The sequence below is a fragment of the Streptomyces humidus genome (assembly GCF_014649655.1).
In the GTDB taxonomy this organism is placed as follows: domain Bacteria; phylum Actinomycetota; class Actinomycetes; order Streptomycetales; family Streptomycetaceae; genus Streptomyces; species Streptomyces humidus.
In genome coordinates, this window is sequence record NZ_BMTL01000001.1 from 1 (window position 1) to 15,782 (window position 15,782).

Below are 15,782 nucleotides of genomic sequence, written 5' to 3' on the forward strand. Positions count from 1 at the left end.
CATCGCCCCCACGGCGGCCTCGGCGGCCAGACCCCCTACGAACGCCTCAAGCAGAAGACCACGACCCAGGCGTAATCGTTGATCGTCAGTTGCACACCAGAAGGTATGGGAGCCAGTCAAACCGCCTGTTTAGGCCATTGAGACTCCGCCGACCTCCTTGCCCGTAGTTCGCATCGAGAGGTAGCAGCCGAAGGGCCTCGGCTTCAGTCGGGGCCCTTCAGCACGTTCGGATCATCCCTCACGCACGTCGCCGCCGAATTGGGCCAATTCGCGCCCTACTGAGATCCGGTCAGATTCGCTCACACTCGAACACATGGGGGCGATTCAGGATCGTGACCAGCTTGCATGTCATCGCTGCGGAGACGGCAGCGGCGGGCGGGGCGGGCGAATCTCCGCGGCAGCCCCGAGCGCCCCCCACGAGCGGGTAGGGCAGGTCGCATTTTCGGCCAGCAGGCGGCATAGCCAGTCCGATTTGGGGCACTTAGTAATAAAACGTCCGCAAATCGAACGGAGCACCTCATGATCATGCAAATGCTGTACGAGAAGGGCATCCGCAGCGAACACGCCTACATGGCCGCCTTCGTGTCCATAGGCCTGTCCATCGCCGCTTGGGCGACCAGCCTCAACGCCGAGCCCGGCGCTGATGTCGCCCGCGCCGACCGGTGGGGAATCTTCGTCGGCGAATGGGCCCCCACCTTCTTCGGCCTCGGACTCGCCCTCTCCCACTACGAGCAGCAAGACGGCACCCTCGTCGCGAGCGTGCACGACATTCACGGGGAACGAGACGCCGTATAAGGGGGTGGCGAGAGGAGTCCCTGCCGCCCGCCTGTGACGGCGGACAGCAGGGGGCGGTACAGCAGCGAAGTACAGCAACCAGCGCGACGGCAGCTGACCGCTACCAGCCCCAATCCCACGGCCGGCCAACCCGGCAGACCTCAGTAACCGTCCTGCCGGTAGTTCGCAGCGAGAGGTAGCAGCCGAAGGGCCTCGGCTTCAGTCAGGGCCCTTTAGCGCGCCCAGATCGTCGCTCACGCACGTCGCCCCCGAATTAGGCCAGATCGCGCCCTACTGGGATCCGGTCAGATTCGCTCACACTCGAACACATGGGGGCGATTCGGGATCGTGACCAGCTTGCATGTCATCGCTGCGGAGAGACCAGCCCCAACGTGCGCGAGCGCGCACGGTTCGGTCTCATGGCGAGCTACTGCGAGAGGTGCTGGAACACCTACGCCAACGAGATGGCCGAAGCTGATGGGGCCACAGCACCGCCCAGGCCGAGCCCCGACCCCGACGACGTGACATGGATCGAGCCGCCCCGTTGCCCGGAATGCGGCGCTTCGGTTCGGGTGTACCCGACTAACTACGATCGATGGGTCAGCCTCGCCATGGTGGAGTTGCCCGCGAAAGACGTCCCAGCGGCCTTCAGGTGGCGTTTGACGAGGGTTCCGGACCGATCCCCCGTCCCCACGGATATCGTGGCCGTACGGGTCCGTGGAATCGATCCGCTACCGAGCGAACCTGTCGTGCCGGCTCACCACATGATGTGCGTCCCCGAGTGAGGTGCACCCGTAGATCGCGCGGCAGCGCGTTGGAGGCCCGGCCCCGTGTCCTCTGCGTGCCCGATCGAGCGGGGACCGGCGGGGAGCAGCGGGGAACGCCGGTGAGCGACCCGAGAAGCGGCAGGTCAGCGTCTCGCCAGGCCAGCCGAGGTCCGCATACGCGATCTTCCAAACTAGCTACGCGGGTTCGATTCCCGTCGCCCGCTCTGTACGGCTCAGGGCCAGGTCGGAGAGTGAATTCTCCGCCTGGCCCTGATCGTTTCCGAAGGCCGGGTCCAGTCCCGCGTGTCCCCGCGTGCCGGCCCCGTTCAGGTCGTGCCCCCTGTTCAGACCGTGCCGCCCTGGCTCACGCGCGGTCCGTCAGATCCTCCGCGAACACCTGCGACAGAGGCTGCGGGCCCACGTACTGCTGGCAGTTGCACTGGCCGGCCTCGAAACGCAGCGGCTTCTTGTTCTCGTCCCAGGCCGTCGGCACCTCGACGCGTTCATGGCACAGGCCCCTCTTGTCGTGCTTGGCGAGGTGATGCGTGCAACCGCACACCGGCTCCGGCGGCTGGTGCGCCGCCTCGACGGCCAGGCGCTCCTGCTTCGCCGCCTCCAGCAACTGCAGCTTGCGCTCGTGGCGATGACGCAGCGCGGTGCGGACATTGTCGACCACCCACGCGAAGCCGCCCGTCCAGAAGATGATGAGAACCCACCAGAACCAGTCCATCGACCGCCCCTTCCCCGTGTCCTGCCGCCGACCAGCGTAGAGCTTTGTCATGCAGGCCTCAGATGCCTCGCCGGTCGCCGAACGCGGTCGAATCGCGACCTACGGGGATCCGGTCGGGTTCGCCCCCGCTCACGCACAGGACGGAGTCGGCCGCCGAGGACGTCCCTGAGCCCTGCCGGTGGCGTCCGACGGGCTTCCGGGCGGTTCTTCGCCTTCACGGGCATCGTGGCCGTACGTGTCCGTGCGCAGGCGAGCAGGCGAGCAGGCGAGCAGGCGAGCAGGCAGCCGACGGGATCCCGACGGCTTCTCCCGCCCGGCCCTCGTCAAGTCCGCACGCCGGCCGGGCACGGCGACGCCGCAGACGCCGGGCACGGCGACGCCGACTCAGAAGCTGATCGAGTTGATCGTGTCGGCGAGGGAGTTGAGGAAGCGGTTGATGGACGGGGCCATGCCGGTCGAGGCGAGGAAGAAGCCGAACAGGATGGCGACGATGGCGGGGCCCGCCTTGATCGATCCTCCTCGGATCAGCACAACCAGGATGATCGCCAAAAGCAACACCACTGACAGTGAAATGGCCACAACTGATCACACGCCCTCGGTCGGTCCGCACTCCCGAGTCCATCGTGCCACCAACCCAGCCTCCCTATGCGGCCCGTGACGCATCATCGCGCGGCCGCCCGTCGGCCCGGACAGGCCGGACGGTATTCGGAGGCCCTGCCCGCCCGGGAATTGGGGAGGTCGGTTTCCGTATCCACACAGCGCGAGCGCAGGTAATTCGAATAGTGATCGTTTTCGCATCAACTACAGCCTCACAACCGACGTTATGCACCTTTTAGTGTGGATGAATCATGACATCACGGTCGGTCAGACATTGCCGTCGCCGATCGATCACGCATCCGGCAGATGAATAACAAGGAATGACCAGGGGTGTTTTACGAATAAGCGGGCACGGGGCTAGGGTGCATCGAATGTTCCACGCCGCCTCGTCTCTCGTTCCGAGCTCTCGCCCGCCCCGGAGCCCGAACGTTCAGCACAACGGTCGACAGGACGATCACCATGACCGGCCCCCCGGCCGGTCCGGCTCCGGCCTCCCCGAGGACGGATCCGCCGGGCGGCCGTCCCCACCGCCCGGCGGGCAGCGTGACGCGTTCTTCGACAACGCCAAGTACCTGGCTGTCGTGCTGGTGGCGCTGGGCCACGCCTGGGAGCCGCTCAAGGGCGACAGCCGGGCGCTGCAGGCCGCGTACATGCTCGTGTACACGTTCCACATGCCGGCGTTCATCGTCATCTCCGGTTTCTTCTCCCGCGGTTTCGACGGGAGCCCCGGCCGGCTGAAACGGCTGATCACGGGCGTCGCGGTGCCGTACGTCGTCTTCGAGACCGCCTATCCGCTCTTCCGCCGCTACGTCGATCACCTCCCCACCCAGGACATCAGCCTTCTCGACCCCTGGTACCTGACGTGGTTCCTGTGCGCGCTGTTCGTCTGGCGGCTCACCACCCCCGTCTGGAAGCTCGTCCGCCATCCGCTGCCGCTCGCGCTGGGCGTCGCGATGCTGGCGTCCGTCACGCCGGCCATCGGCGACGACCTCGACCTGCAACGGATACTGCAGTTCCTGCCCTTCTTCGTGCTGGGCCTGTGTCTGGAGCCCCGTCACTTCCGGCTGGTGCGCCGCCGCTCCGTGCGGATCGCGGCCGTCCCGGTGTTCGCCCTGGCGCTGGCCTTCACCTGGTGGGCGGTGCCGCGGATGGACAACGGCTGGCTCTACCACCGGGACTCCGCACAGGAGTTGGGCGCCCCCTGGTGGGCCGGACCCGTCATGCAGCTCGCGCTGTTCGGCTGCTCGCTGCTGCTGACGGCCTGCTTCTTGTCCTGGGTGCCGGGCCGCACGATGTGGTTCACGGCGCTCGGCGCGGGCACGCTGTACGGCTATCTGCTGCACGGCTTCCTGATCAAGGGCGCCGACTACCGCGGCCTGTTCGACCAGCCCGCGCTGCACCGGCCGCTCGGCGTGGTCGCGGTCAGCCTCGCCGTGGCCGCGGCCGTCACCCTGCTGTGCACCCCGCCCGTACGGCGGGTCTTCCGGTGCGTGATGGAGCCGAGGATGGAGTGGGCCTTCAAACCGGACGCCGCCGAACTCGCCCGTGAGCGCGAGAACCGGGACCCGCGGCCCGCACAGCGGGCGGAGCGTCGGCCGCCGCACGAGCGCCGTGACCGGTCCGGGGCTCAGAAGGGCTGATCCGTGAGGCCGAGGAGTGCGCGCATCCGAACGTACTTCTCGGTCAGCCGGATGCGGGTCGGGGCGTCCAGGACCGCCAGACGCGCCGGGTCCGCGTTGTGCGCGAGGTCGGCCTCCTTCACCAGAAGCGCCCCCGGCGTGGCCAGGATGCGCCCCGCGTAGGCCTGCGGTGTCTCCCCCGCCCGCTTGGTGACCGCCAGGACGACCGCCTTCGTACGGTCGCTCAGTTCGGCTGCGTCCAGCCAGGTCTCCGACAGGGCGTCGTCCTCGACGGCGTCGTGCAGCCATGCGGCCGCGATCTGGTCCGGGTCGCCACCCCGCGCGCGGACGCCCTCCGCGACCGCGCGGAGGTGCTCGGCGTAGGGCCGGCCGGCCTTGTCGGTCTGCCCCGCGTGGGCGGCTCGGGCCAGCGTCTCGATCTCGGACAGGGTGAGCATGACGGATCCCCTTCGGCGGAACTCGGACGGGCTCGGGGCGGGCACGGGCGGCATCGGGCGATCGGGGAACCCTGGAGGGGCGCGCCGGGCTCAGGAAAGCATGGCCGACGTGGCCGTGGGTCCCTCGCGGCAGATCAGCAGCAGGGCCCGGTCGTCGTTGACGTCCTTCGCCACCGCCTCGATCAGGTGCCAGGCGGCGCCCTGGAAGCCGCCGGCCACGTAACGGTCTGCCTCGCCGGTGAGGCGGTCGATGCCTTCGACGATGTCCCGGTCGGACGTCTCCACCAGGCCGTCGGTGAAGAGCATCAGCACGTCGCCGGGGCGCAGCGAGCCCTTCACCGGGTCGAACTGGGCGCCGTCGTACACCCCGAGCAGGGGGCCGTCGGCGGCTTTCTCCTCCCAGCGGCCGCTGCCCGCGCTGAGCTGGAGGCCCGGCGGGTGGCCGGCCGAGTAGAGCTCGTAGTCGCCGGAGTCGAGGTCGAGGACCAGGTGGATGGAGGTCGCGAAGCCCTCGTCCCAGTCCTGGCGGAGCAGATAGCCGTTGGCGGCCGGGAGGAAGGCGTGCGGGGGCAGCGAGCCGAGCAGCCCGCCGAAGGCGCCCGACAGCAGCAGCGCGCGCGAGCCGGCGTCCATGCCCTTGCCGGAGACGTCGGTGAGGACGACCTCCAGGGTGCGGCCTCCGTTCGTGCGGGCCGCGACGACGAAGTCCCCGGAGAAGGACTGGCCGCCCGCGGGCCTGAGCGCCATCTCGCGGTGCCAGCCGTGCGGCAGGCCCGGCAGCTTGCTCTGCACGCGGATGCGTTCGCGCAGGTCGAAGAGCATGGTGCCGCCGCGCCGCCAGGGCACGCCGACCCGGCTGCGGAACTGGGCGATGAGGAGGCCGAAGAAACCGCATGCGGCCACCACGAGCACCACGCCGGGCGTGACCCGGGACGCCCCCTCGGTGTAGGGGCCCAGCCGAACCGACTCCACGATGAGCGCGGTGGCCGCCGCCGCGTACAGGCCGAGCAGGCTCGACGGGCGTAGCAGCAGACCGCCGGCGACGATCGGCAGGACGAGGGCGGCCGGGGAGCACCACACCGAGTTGGCGAGCGTGGTGAGGGCGATCAGCGGCACGGTGAGCAGCAGGAAGGCCAGCGCGATCCAGTCCGAGCCGTCGCCGCGGAAGTAGTCGACGGCGCTTCTGCGCACGCCGGTGCGGACCCGGTGCAACCAGTGCTTCATCCGGGCCGTCAACGTCTCGGCTTCCGCGCGCCGCTGTCGTCCTGCTGCCATTAGTTCGGGACCCTATCCATCGAACCCGCCGCTTGGCACGGGAGGTCCCACTTGTCCCCCCTCCAAGGCTCAACTTCACAGTGAACTTCATGGAAAGCGCTCACGCCGCAGGCTGGGCGAAATTCCCTGGCTCGTCCCGCATCGGCCTGCTAGGCATGGGGCCATGACGAGTGAGACGGCGGGGCGGATGCGGGGCCTGCGACGGGATGAATGGGACGAGTGGTACGACGCTCTTCTCCGGGCCTTCGGAGGGGTCGGCGAACCGGCCGAGGAGCGGGAGGTTTTCAGGGGGCTCACCCCGTACCAGCGGTCCTTGGGCGTGTGGGACGGGGACGCGTGTGTGGGCACTGCAGGGGCGTACGACTTCCGGATGACCGTGCCGGGCGGGGCCGCGGTGCCGACGGCGGGCGTGACGATGGTCTCCGTGAGTGCGACGCACCGGCGGCGCGGGATCCTGACGTCGATGATGCGCCGGCAGCTGGACGACGTGCGGGCGTGGGGCGAGCCGCTGGCGGTGCTCACCGCGTCCGAGCCGGCGATCTACGGCCGGTTCGGGTACGCCACGGCGACCTTCGGGGCCCACGCCGAGATCGACACCGACCGGGTGCGACTGTCCGTCCCGGCCGGTACGGACGACGTACGCGTGCGGTACGCGGACCCGGGCGCCGAACTCGCGGCGTGCGAGGGCGTGTACGCGCGGACCGTGCCCGGCCGGCCCGGGATGCTGGCGCGGCGGCCCGGCTGGGAGCGGCTGGGGCTGCTCGACCCGGAGAGCGAGCGGGGCGGGGCGTCGCCTCTGCAGTGCGTGCTCGCCGAACGCGACGGCGAGGTCACCGGGTACGCGCGCTTCCGGGTGCGGCCTCGGTGGACGGACCGCGGCCACGACGGGCAGGTGCAGCTCCTGGATCTGGCCGGGGTGGACACCCTGTCGGAGGCGGCGCTGTGGCGGTTCCTGTTCGGGATCGACCTCACCAGCTCGCTGAAGCTGCGGGGGCGGCCCGTGGACGAGGCGTGGCAGCATCTCGTCTCCGACATCCGGCGGTGCGAACTGCGGCTGCGGGACTCGTTGCACGTCCGGCTGGTGGACGTGGGCGCGGCGCTGGAGGCGCGGACGTACCAGGCGCCGGTGGACGTGGTGCTGGACGTGGAGGACGCCTTCTGCCCCTGGAACGCCGGGCGTTGGCGGCTGAGCGGGGACGCCAAGGGCGCGGTCTGCGCGCCGACCGCGGACGCGTCCGATCTCGCGCTTTCGGTGCGGGAGTTGGGAGCGGCGTACCTCGGCGGGGTGAGCCTCGCCTCGCTGGCGGGGGCCGGGCGGGTGCGCGAGCTGCGGCAGGGCGCGCTGGCGGAGGCGGCGGTCGCGTTCGGTTCGGTGTCGGCGCCCTGGCTGCCCCACGGCTTCTAGGACGCCGCTTTCGCGGGACCCGGTGCGGCGTCAGTTCTTCTGACAGGTGGGGCACCAGAAGAGGTTGCGGGCGGCGAGGCCGGCGGTGCGGACGGCGTCGCCGCAGAGGTGGCACGGCTGGTGGGTGCGGCGGTAGACGTACACCTCACCGCCGTGGTCGTCGACGCGGGGCGCGCGGCCCATCGCCTCCGGGGTGTGCTGGGGGCGGACCGTGTCGATGCGGTTGGCGCGGACGCCGTCGCGCATGAGGGCGACGAGATCGGCCCAGATCGCGTCCCATTCGGCGGGCGTGACGGTCCGGCCCGCCCGGTAGGGGTCGATGCCGTGCCGGAAGAGGACCTCGGCGCGGTAGACGTTGCCCACGCCCGCGATGACCTTCTGGTCCATGAGGAGCGCGGCGATCGTCGTACGGCTGCGGGAGACGCGGGCGTAGGCGCGTCGCGGGTCGGCGTCGGCGCGCAGCGGGTCGGGGCCGAGGCGGGCGTGCACGGCCTGCTTCTCGACGTCCGTGATCAGGGCGCAGGTGGTGGGGCCCCGGAGGTCCACGTAGGCGGTGGGGTCGGCCAGGCGGAGGCGGACCGTGTCGGTGGGCGGCGGGGCGGGGGCGTCGCCGAAGGCGACCTTGCCGAAGAGGCCGAGATGGATGTGGATCCACCGTTCGCCGCCGAAACCGAGGAAGAGGTGCTTGCCGTGCGCCTCGGTCCGGGTGAGCGGGGCACCGGTGAGGAGGGCGGCGGCGTCGGCGAACTTGCCCTGGGGGCTGGTCACCTGGAGGGGGCGGCCGGCGAAGCGGGCGTAGTCCTGTGCCAGCCGGTGGATGGTGTGCCCTTCTGGCACCGGCGCGTTCCTTTCCTCACCGCTCGCCCGCTCGCGCGCCCGATCCGGGCGGGCGGCCCCGCGTCGGGCTCCGGCCGCCTCGCGGGGGCGGCCGGGGCCCCGGGTCCGGGTGCTGGGGCCCGGGTTACTGCTGGGGTCCGGGTTACTGCTGGGGGTGGTGGGCGGGGATCTCCGGGAGGTCGCCCGTGGTCTCGTACGCCGAGAGCATGTCGATGCGGCGGATGTGCCGCTCGTCCTCGGAGAACGGGGTGGCCAGGAACGTCTCGACGAACTTGGTCGCCTCGTCCTGGGTGTGCATGCGGGCGCCGACCGCGACGACGTTGGCGTTGTTGTGCTGACGGCCCAGGGAAGCGGTCTCCTCGCTCCAGGCCAGGGCGGCACGGACGCCCTTCACCTTGTTCGCCGCGATCTGCTCGCCGTTGCCGGAGCCGCCGATGACGACGCCGAGGGCCTCGGGGTCCGCGGCCGTCCTCTCCGCGGCGCGGAGGCAGAACGGCGGGTAGTCGTCCTGGGCGTCGTAGATGTGCGGCCCGCAGTCGACCGGGTCGTGGCCCGCCGCCCTGAGCCATTCGACGAGGTGATTCTTGAGTTCGAAGCCGGCATGGTCCGAGCCGAGATACACGCGCATGGGATGAGTGTGACACGCGCGGCGCGGGGTAGCAGCGGCGGGTGCCGCGTCCATAAAGCCTGCACAGTTCCATGGAACCTCAGGAAAACCTCAAGTAACGATTCAGAATCAGAGGTTCCCGAATTCATTCACCTCGGATTCACTGGACCGGCTCGTAGGCCCTCCCCACGCACGACGCATCAGATCCCCCACGCGGCGCAAAGGAAGACCCCCACATGACTACGCAGCCGACCCTCTCCAAGGCCGAACACGGCCCTGGAGCCCCCGGAGAGAACGGTTCCGGGCTTCAGGCAGGTCTCAAGAACCGGCATCTTTCGATGATCGCCATCGGCGGCGTGATCGGCGCGGGACTCTTCGTCGGATCCAGTTCGGGAATCGCCACCGCGGGACCGGGCATTCTGCTGTCCTACGCTCTCGTCGGCACACTCGTGGTGCTGGTGATGCGGATGCTCGGGGAGATGTCCGCGGCCAATCCGACCTCCGGCTCGTTCTCCGCACACGCCGACCGGGCGCTCGGACGCTGGGCCGGCTTCTCCATCGGCTGGCTGTACTGGTTCTTCTGGGTCGTCGTGCTGGCGGTGGAGGCCACCGCCGGCGCCAAGATCCTCGAAGGATGGGTCCCCGCGGTGCCGCAGTGGGGATGGGCCCTCATCGTGATGGTGGTGCTGACGGCCACCAACCTCGTCTCCGTCGGCTCCTACGGCGAGTTCGAGTTCTGGTTCGCGGGCATCAAGGTCGTCGCCATCGGCGCGTTCATCGTCGTGGGCGGACTCGCCGTCTTCGGCGTGCTGCCCGGCGTCGACAGCGACAAGGCGGGCCTGGGCAACCTCACCGGCCACGGCGGCTTCCTGCCCAACGGACCCGGCGCCGTCCTCACCGGCGTGCTGCTCGTCGTCTTCTCCTTCATGGGCAGCGAGATCGCGACCCTGGCGGCCGGCGAGTCGGAGAACCCGCAGCGGGCCGTGACCAAGTCGACCAACAGCATCATCTGGCGGATCGGCGTCTTCTACCTCGGCTCGATCTTCATCGTCGTCACGCTGCTGCCCTGGAACGACCCGTCCATCAAGGGCCAGGGCTCCTACGTCGCCGCCCTGAACTCCCTGGGCATCGCGCACGCCGGCCAGATCATGAACTTCATCGTCCTGACGTCGGTGCTCTCCTGCCTCAACTCCGGGCTCTACACGGCCTCCCGCATGGCGTTCTCGCTCGGTGAGCGGGGCGACGCGCCGAAGGCCTTCGCCCGGACGACGAACCGGGGCGTCCCGCTCGCGGCGATCGTCTCCTCCGTGGTCTTCGGGTTCGTCGCCGTCTTCTTCAACTACCGCTTCCCCGACTCCGTCTTCCTCTTCCTCGTGAACTCCAGCGGAGCCGTGGCCCTGTTCGTCTGGCTGGTCATCTGCTTCTCGCAGCTGCGGATGCGCAAGATCATCCAGGCCGAGGCGCCGGAGAAGCTGGTCGTGAAGATGTGGCTGTACCCGTACCTGACATGGGCCACCGCCGCGCTGATCGTCTTCGTGCTCGGTTACATGCTGACCGACACCGAGGGCGAGAGCAGCGGGCGGACGACGGTGCTGCTGTCGCTCCTCGTCGCGGCGGTCGTGGTCGCCGTCGCCGTCGCAAGGCAGTGGAAATCCCGCCGCCCGGGCCCGGTCGCCGCGGCAGCCGCGACCGGTGCCGATACCGATGCCGGTGGCCGTGCCGCCGCCGGCCCCGAGGCGCAGGCGGAGACCGGGGTGTGAGTCCGTTCCTTCCCGGGCGAGCCGCTCCGGGCCGGACGACAGAACAGAGGGGAAGCGGCCTCGCTCCGGCGGGCCGCTTCCCCTCTGTTCTGCATGCTGTTCCGCACTCACCGCCACCGCATGACGGTCGCCGTGGCGGTCACCGCCGGACGAGCTTCCAGGCGGTGGGCAGCAGGCCCATCGCCAGCACCGCCTTGAGGGCGTCACCGATCAGGAACGGAGTGAGGCCGGCCGCGACGGCGGCGGAGGCGGAGATGCCGGCCGCGTAGGCCAGGTACGGGACGCCGACGGCGTAGATGATCGCCTCGCCCAGCACCATCGTGCCCGCCGTGCGCAGCACGGACCGGTCGGCGCCGCGGCGGGCCAGGGCGCCCACGACGGCGGTCGCGAGGATCATGCCGAGGATGTAGCCGAAGGAGACGCCGACGCCCGAGGTCCCCTCGGCGAACCAGGGCACACCCGCGAGACCGGCCAGTGCGTACACGGCGAGCGCGGAGACGCCGCGGCGGGCGCCCAGGGTCGTGCCGACGAGCAGCGCGGCGAAGGTCTGGCCGGTCACCGGGACCGGGGTGCCGGGGACGGGGACGGCGATCTGGGCCGCGAGGCCGGTCAGCGCGGCGCCGCCGAGCACGAGCGCGACGTCCCGGACACGAGCGGCGGCCCCGCCCGCGCGGAGCGTGGGGGAAGGGAGCAGGTCGGCGAGGACCTGTCCGGGACGGGCGGGGGTGACGGCGGCCGTGCTCATGGGGACTCCGCGGAGATCGAACGGATCGGGACACGGCGACGCTATCCCAGCGGAGTCCGCGCGATCACCGTCAGCGATCGACAAACGGGCGATCAGGGACTTGGTGGGCTTCGGACAAAGCGTGGGGGTGACACCCGGTACGGGGTGACGCCGGTCACTGAGGTGAGGTGGTACGCGCTACACGGGCGCCCTGTGCGCTCTCTGTAGGATCCCGCCAATCGAGCGGGACGACGGCGTCCCCGGCGACCGGCGGCCCGACCCGGTCCCGCCCGGTCCGGTCCCGCCCGGTCCGGTCCCGCCCGGTCCGGTCCCGGTCGGTCCGGCGGCGACGGTGCGCCGCAGGCCGGCCCGCCCCTCCGGCCCCCGGCCTCTCCCCCGGGCCGTCCCCCACCCCCGGGCCTTCCTCGTCGCTCTCCTGAGGCTCTCGCGTGCACGCCGCGCGGGCCTCTTTGCCGCCCGCACGCACATGCAAGTAACTTGCAATAAGTGCCACGCCCGCACGGGCCTGCGCGCGATGTCCTGCCTCGTGATCGGCTTCTCACCTTCGCACGGCGGGCGGAACGAGGAGAGCCCCCGTGAGGACGTGACTCACGGGGGCTTTCCGGTGGACGACCAGGCCTGCCAGGAACACCGGGCCCTTCGACGGGGCCCGCGGCGGACCCGGCCCGTCACAGGTTGCTGAAGTCCGGGCCCTTGCTGCGGCTGCGCTTGATCTCGTAGAAGCCGGGGACCGAGGCGACGGCCACGGTGCCGTCCCACAGACGGGCGGCCTCCTCGCCCTTGGGCGCCGGGGTGACCACCGGGCCGAAGAACGCGATCTGCTCGCCGTCCGGACCGGGCACGGCGATGACGGGGGTGCCGACGTCCTGGCCGACCTTCTCGATGCCCTCTTTGTGCGAGGCGCGCAGCTCGGCGTCGAACTCGAAGTCCTCCTGGCCGGCGTAGTCGATCAGGTCGGCGGGCAGGCCGGCGTCGGCGAGCCCGCCGGCGATGGCCTCCATGGGCGCCTCGCCCTTGTTGTGAATACGGGTGCCGAGCGCGGTGTAGAGCGGACCGAGGACGTCCGCGCCGTGCTTCTGCGCGGCGGCCGCCACCACCCGGACCGGCCCCCACGCCCTGTTCTCCAGGAAGTCCCGGTAGTCCTCGGGCAGCTCCTCCAGACGGTCCTCGTTGAGGACGGCGAGGCTCATCAGATGCCAGCGGACCTCGATGTCACGGACCTTCTCCACTTCCAGCACCCAGCGCGACGTCATCCAGGCCCAGGGGCACGACGGGTCGAACCAGAAGTCGACGGGGGTCTTGTCCGGCATGTCTCTCCTCGGAGATCCTCAGCAGATAGGGCTTCCCCCACTCAACGCCACGGTCCGTGCCGCGCATTCCCTGCTGCCCCATGTCAGGGGCGCATGGCAGGATCGCTCCTGTCCACAGCACGCATGCGCTGACGCAGTGAGGGAGTACCGCCCGTGCCCGGTGAGAACCTGTCCCGCGACGAGGCCCGGGAGCGGGCCGCCCTGCTGTCCGTCGACGGGTACGACGTGTCCCTCGACGTCCGCTCGGCAGTGGGCGACCGGGCCGCGGAGGCGGAGCCGCGCACCTTCCGGTCGGTCACCACCGTGCGCTTCCGCTGCAACGAGCCCGGCGCGTCCAGCTTCGCCGACCTTCTCGCGCCGAGCGTGACGGCGGTGTCCCTCAACGGCCGCGACCTCGACCCGAGTGAGGTCTTCGACGGCTCCCGGATCCTGCTGGAGGACCTGGCCGCGGAGAACGAGCTGATCGTCGACGCGCGTTGCGCCTACTCCCGCACCGGCGAGGGCCTGCACCGTTTCGTCGACCCGGAGGACGGCGAGGTCTACCTCTACACCCAGTACGAGCCGGCCGACTCGCGCCGAGTGTTCGCGGGCTTCGAGCAGCCCGACCTGAAGGCCCCGTTCCGCTTCGAGGTGCGCGCGCCCGAGGAGTGGACGGTGTGGAGCAACGGAGTCGGCGAACGCACCGACGGGGTCTGGCGGTTCGCGGAGACCAAGCCGATCTCGACCTACATCACCTGTGTCGTGGCCGGCCCCTACCACCACGTGACCGACGTCTACACGCGCGACCTGGGCGACGGCGCGACCCTGGAGATCCCGCTCGGCGCGATGTGCCGCAAGGGTCTGGCCCCCTACTTCGACGCCGACGACGTCTTCCTGATCACCAAGCAGGGCCTGGACTTCTTCCACGACCACTTCGACTACCCGTACCCCTTCGGGAAGTACGACCAGGCGTTCGTGCCCGAGTACAACCTCGGCGCGATGGAGAACCCGGGCCTGGTGACCTTCCGCGAGGAGTACGTCTTCCGCGGGAAGGTGACGCGGGCGTCCTACGAGGCGCGGGCGACCGTCATCCTGCACGAGATGGCGCACATGTGGTTCGGCGACCTGGTCACCATGGTGTGGTGGGACGACCTGTGGCTGAAGGAGTCCTTCGCGGACTTCATGGGGACGTTCGCGAACGTCGGCGCCACCCGCTTCTCCGACGCCTGGATCACCTTCGCCAACCGCCGCAAGGCCTGGGCCTACCGCGCCGACCAGCTCCCCTCCACGCACCCGATCACCGCCGACATCCGCGACCTTCAGGACGCCAAGCTCAACTTCGACGGCATCACCTACGCCAAGGGCGCCAGCGTGCTGAAGCAGCTGGTGGCGTACGTCGGCCAGGACGCGTTCCTGGAGGGCGCCCGGCGCTACTTCAAGCGGCACGCGTACGGCAACACGCGCCTCGGCGACCTGCTGTCGGTGCTCGCCGAGACCAGCGGCCGGGACATGGCCGGCTGGTCTCGGTCGTGGCTGCAGACGGCGGGCGTGAACTCGCTGACCCCGCAGGTGCTGCTGGACCCGCAGGGCCGGATCGACGAGCTCGCGGTGCTCCAGGAGGCGGCCGAGACGCATCCCGAGCTGCGGCCGCACCGGGTGGCGATCGGCCTGTACCGCCGGGAGGGCGACCGTGTCGTGCGGTACGCACGCACCGAGACGGACGTCGACGGCCCGCGCACGGTGGTCACGGAGCTGGCCGGGGCACAGGCTCCCGACCTGGTGCTGGTCAACGACGACGACCTCACCTACTGCAAGATCCGTTTCGACGAGACCTCGCTGGCCACGCTGCGCGAGCAACTGGGCGGCCTGACCGACCCGCTGGCCCGCGCGCTGTGCTGGTCGGCGCTGTGGAACCTGACCCGCGACGCCCTGCTGCCCGCGTCCGACTTCGTGGACCTGGTGACGCGTTTCGCGCACCGCGAGTCCGACATCGGCGTCCTGCAGATGCTGCACGCCTGGGCGGACTCGGCCCTCGTGCACTACGCGCCGCAGGTCTGGCGGCCGACGGGCGAGGAGGCGCTGGCCCGGATCGCCGTGCGCGATCTCCGGGCGGCCGAGCCGGGCAGCGGGCACCAGTTGGCCTGGGCGCGCTTCTTCGCGTCGGTCGCGTCGTCCGCGGCGGATCTGGAACTGCTGCAGGCTCTGCTGGACGGCACCGCGAAGATCGACGGCCTGGAGGTGGACCAGGAGCTGCGCTGGGCGTTCCTGGAGCCGCTCGCGGCGCACGGCGTGGCGGACGAGTCGGCACTGGCGGCCGAACTGGCCCGTGACGACACCGCGTCCGGCAAGCGCCATCAGGTCCGCTGCCTGGCAGCCCGTCCGTCGGCGGCCGTCAAGGCGCAGGCGTGGGCCCAGCTGATGGAGTCGGACACGCTGTCCAACGCGATGGAGGAGGCGACGATCGCGGGATTCGCGCAGCCCTCGCAGCGGGAGCTGCTCGCGCCGTACGCGCAGAAGTACTTCGCCGCGATCGAGCGGATCTGGGCCGAGCGGTCCATCCAGAGCGCGATGAACGTCGTCAAGGGCCTGTTCCCCTCGCTCCAGGACTCGCCGCAGACGCTTGCGGCGACGGACGCCTGGCTTGCGGCGCACGAGTCGGCGGCCCCGGCGCTGCGGCGGCTGGTGCTCGAGGCGCGGGACGACCTGGCGCGGTCGCTGCGGGCGCAGGCGTTCGGCGCGGAGGCCGCGGCCGCCCCGTCCGACTGACCTTTGGCCATGAATTCCGCACACGGTCACCGTTACGGAATTCAGGCAATGGGACCCGTAACCCCTGGCTCCCCCGATCGGGACCAGGGGTTTTCGCCGCCTACTCGGCATCCGAACACCCGTCCTTTAGGGCGAGCTTGTCCGGCTTTGTCG

Annotated in this window: 14 protein-coding genes; 6 read left to right on the top strand and 8 right to left on the bottom strand. The window is 70.5% G+C overall.

The window, feature by feature from the left end; genetic code table 11:
• Positions 1-519 precede the first annotated feature (519 nt).
• Positions 520-795: a hypothetical protein gene (locus tag IE239_RS00005; RefSeq protein WP_190147101.1), complete on the top strand. Its 276-nt coding sequence runs from the start codon at positions 520-522 to the stop codon at positions 793-795.
• A 443-nt stretch (positions 796-1,238) separates the two neighbouring features.
• Positions 1,239-1,559: a DUF6083 domain-containing protein gene (locus tag IE239_RS41655; RefSeq protein WP_229877678.1), complete on the top strand. Its 321-nt coding sequence runs from the start codon at positions 1,239-1,241 to the stop codon at positions 1,557-1,559.
• 346 nt (positions 1,560-1,905) lie between these two features.
• Here the strand turns inward: IE239_RS41655 and IE239_RS00010 are convergent, their stop codons facing one another.
• Together IE239_RS00010 and IE239_RS00015 are read right to left on the bottom strand one after the other, a co-directional pair.
• A complete protein-coding gene (locus IE239_RS00010) occupies positions 1,906-2,271 on the bottom strand; it encodes a hypothetical protein (protein ID WP_190147102.1) in 366 nt (121 codons plus the stop codon).
• Positions 2,272-2,655: 384 nt separating this feature from the next.
• Positions 2,656-2,850 (bottom strand): hypothetical protein, encoded by a 195-nt coding sequence (locus IE239_RS00015; RefSeq protein WP_108999428.1) that lies wholly within the window; start codon positions 2,848-2,850, stop codon positions 2,656-2,658.
• 389 nt (positions 2,851-3,239) lie between these two features.
• Here IE239_RS00015 and IE239_RS00020 point away from each other — a divergent pair, with 389 nt between their 5' ends.
• A complete protein-coding gene (locus IE239_RS00020; RefSeq protein ID WP_190147103.1) occupies positions 3,240-4,508 on the top strand; it encodes an acyltransferase family protein in 1,269 nt (422 codons plus the stop codon).
• Here the strand turns inward: IE239_RS00020 and IE239_RS00025 are convergent.
• Both IE239_RS00025 and IE239_RS00030 read right to left on the bottom strand, forming a co-directional pair.
• A complete protein-coding gene (locus tag IE239_RS00025) occupies positions 4,496-4,945 on the bottom strand; it encodes an HD domain-containing protein (protein ID WP_229877616.1) in 450 nt (149 codons plus the stop codon). The genes IE239_RS00020 and IE239_RS00025 overlap by 13 nt on opposite strands.
• A 90-nt stretch (positions 4,946-5,035) precedes the next feature.
• Positions 5,036-6,220: a PP2C family protein-serine/threonine phosphatase gene (locus tag IE239_RS00030; RefSeq protein ID WP_190147105.1), complete on the bottom strand. Its 1,185-nt coding sequence runs from the start codon at positions 6,218-6,220 to the stop codon at positions 5,036-5,038.
• A gap of 163 nt (positions 6,221-6,383) precedes the next feature.
• On the opposite strand from IE239_RS00030, the gene IE239_RS00035 reads away from it, so the two are divergent.
• The gene (locus IE239_RS00035; protein ID WP_229877618.1) at positions 6,384-7,625 is read left to right on the top strand and encodes a GNAT family N-acetyltransferase; all 1,242 of its coding nucleotides are present in this window, start codon (positions 6,384-6,386) and stop codon (positions 7,623-7,625) included.
• 30 nt (positions 7,626-7,655) lie between these two features.
• Here IE239_RS00035 and IE239_RS00040 read toward each other — a convergent pair whose 3' ends face one another.
• Positions 7,656-8,462: an Fpg/Nei family DNA glycosylase gene (locus IE239_RS00040; RefSeq protein WP_190147106.1), complete on the bottom strand. Its 807-nt coding sequence runs from the start codon at positions 8,460-8,462 to the stop codon at positions 7,656-7,658.
• A gap of 142 nt (positions 8,463-8,604) precedes the next feature.
• A complete protein-coding gene (locus IE239_RS00045) occupies positions 8,605-9,090 on the bottom strand; it encodes a ribose-5-phosphate isomerase (RefSeq protein WP_190147107.1) in 486 nt (161 codons plus the stop codon).
• 215 nt (positions 9,091-9,305) lie between these two features.
• Here IE239_RS00045 and IE239_RS00050 point away from each other — a divergent pair, with 215 nt between their 5' ends.
• Complete coding sequence (locus tag IE239_RS00050) at positions 9,306-10,829, top strand: amino acid permease (protein ID WP_190147108.1); 1,524 nt, start codon at positions 9,306-9,308, stop codon at positions 10,827-10,829.
• Between the two features lie 139 nt (positions 10,830-10,968).
• Here the strand turns inward: IE239_RS00050 and IE239_RS00055 are convergent, their stop codons facing one another.
• Both IE239_RS00055 and IE239_RS00060 read right to left on the bottom strand, forming a co-directional pair.
• Positions 10,969-11,574: a biotin transporter BioY gene (locus IE239_RS00055; protein WP_190147109.1), complete on the bottom strand. Its 606-nt coding sequence runs from the start codon at positions 11,572-11,574 to the stop codon at positions 10,969-10,971.
• 668 nt (positions 11,575-12,242) lie between these two features.
• The gene (locus IE239_RS00060; RefSeq protein WP_190147110.1) at positions 12,243-12,884 is read right to left on the bottom strand and encodes a DsbA family protein; all 642 of its coding nucleotides are present in this window, start codon (positions 12,882-12,884) and stop codon (positions 12,243-12,245) included.
• A gap of 153 nt (positions 12,885-13,037) precedes the next feature.
• Between IE239_RS00060 and pepN the strand changes: the two genes are divergently transcribed.
• Complete coding sequence (gene pepN / locus IE239_RS00065; RefSeq protein ID WP_190147111.1) at positions 13,038-15,629, top strand: aminopeptidase N; 2,592 nt, start codon at positions 13,038-13,040, stop codon at positions 15,627-15,629.
• Positions 15,630-15,782: the final 153 nt, after the last annotated feature.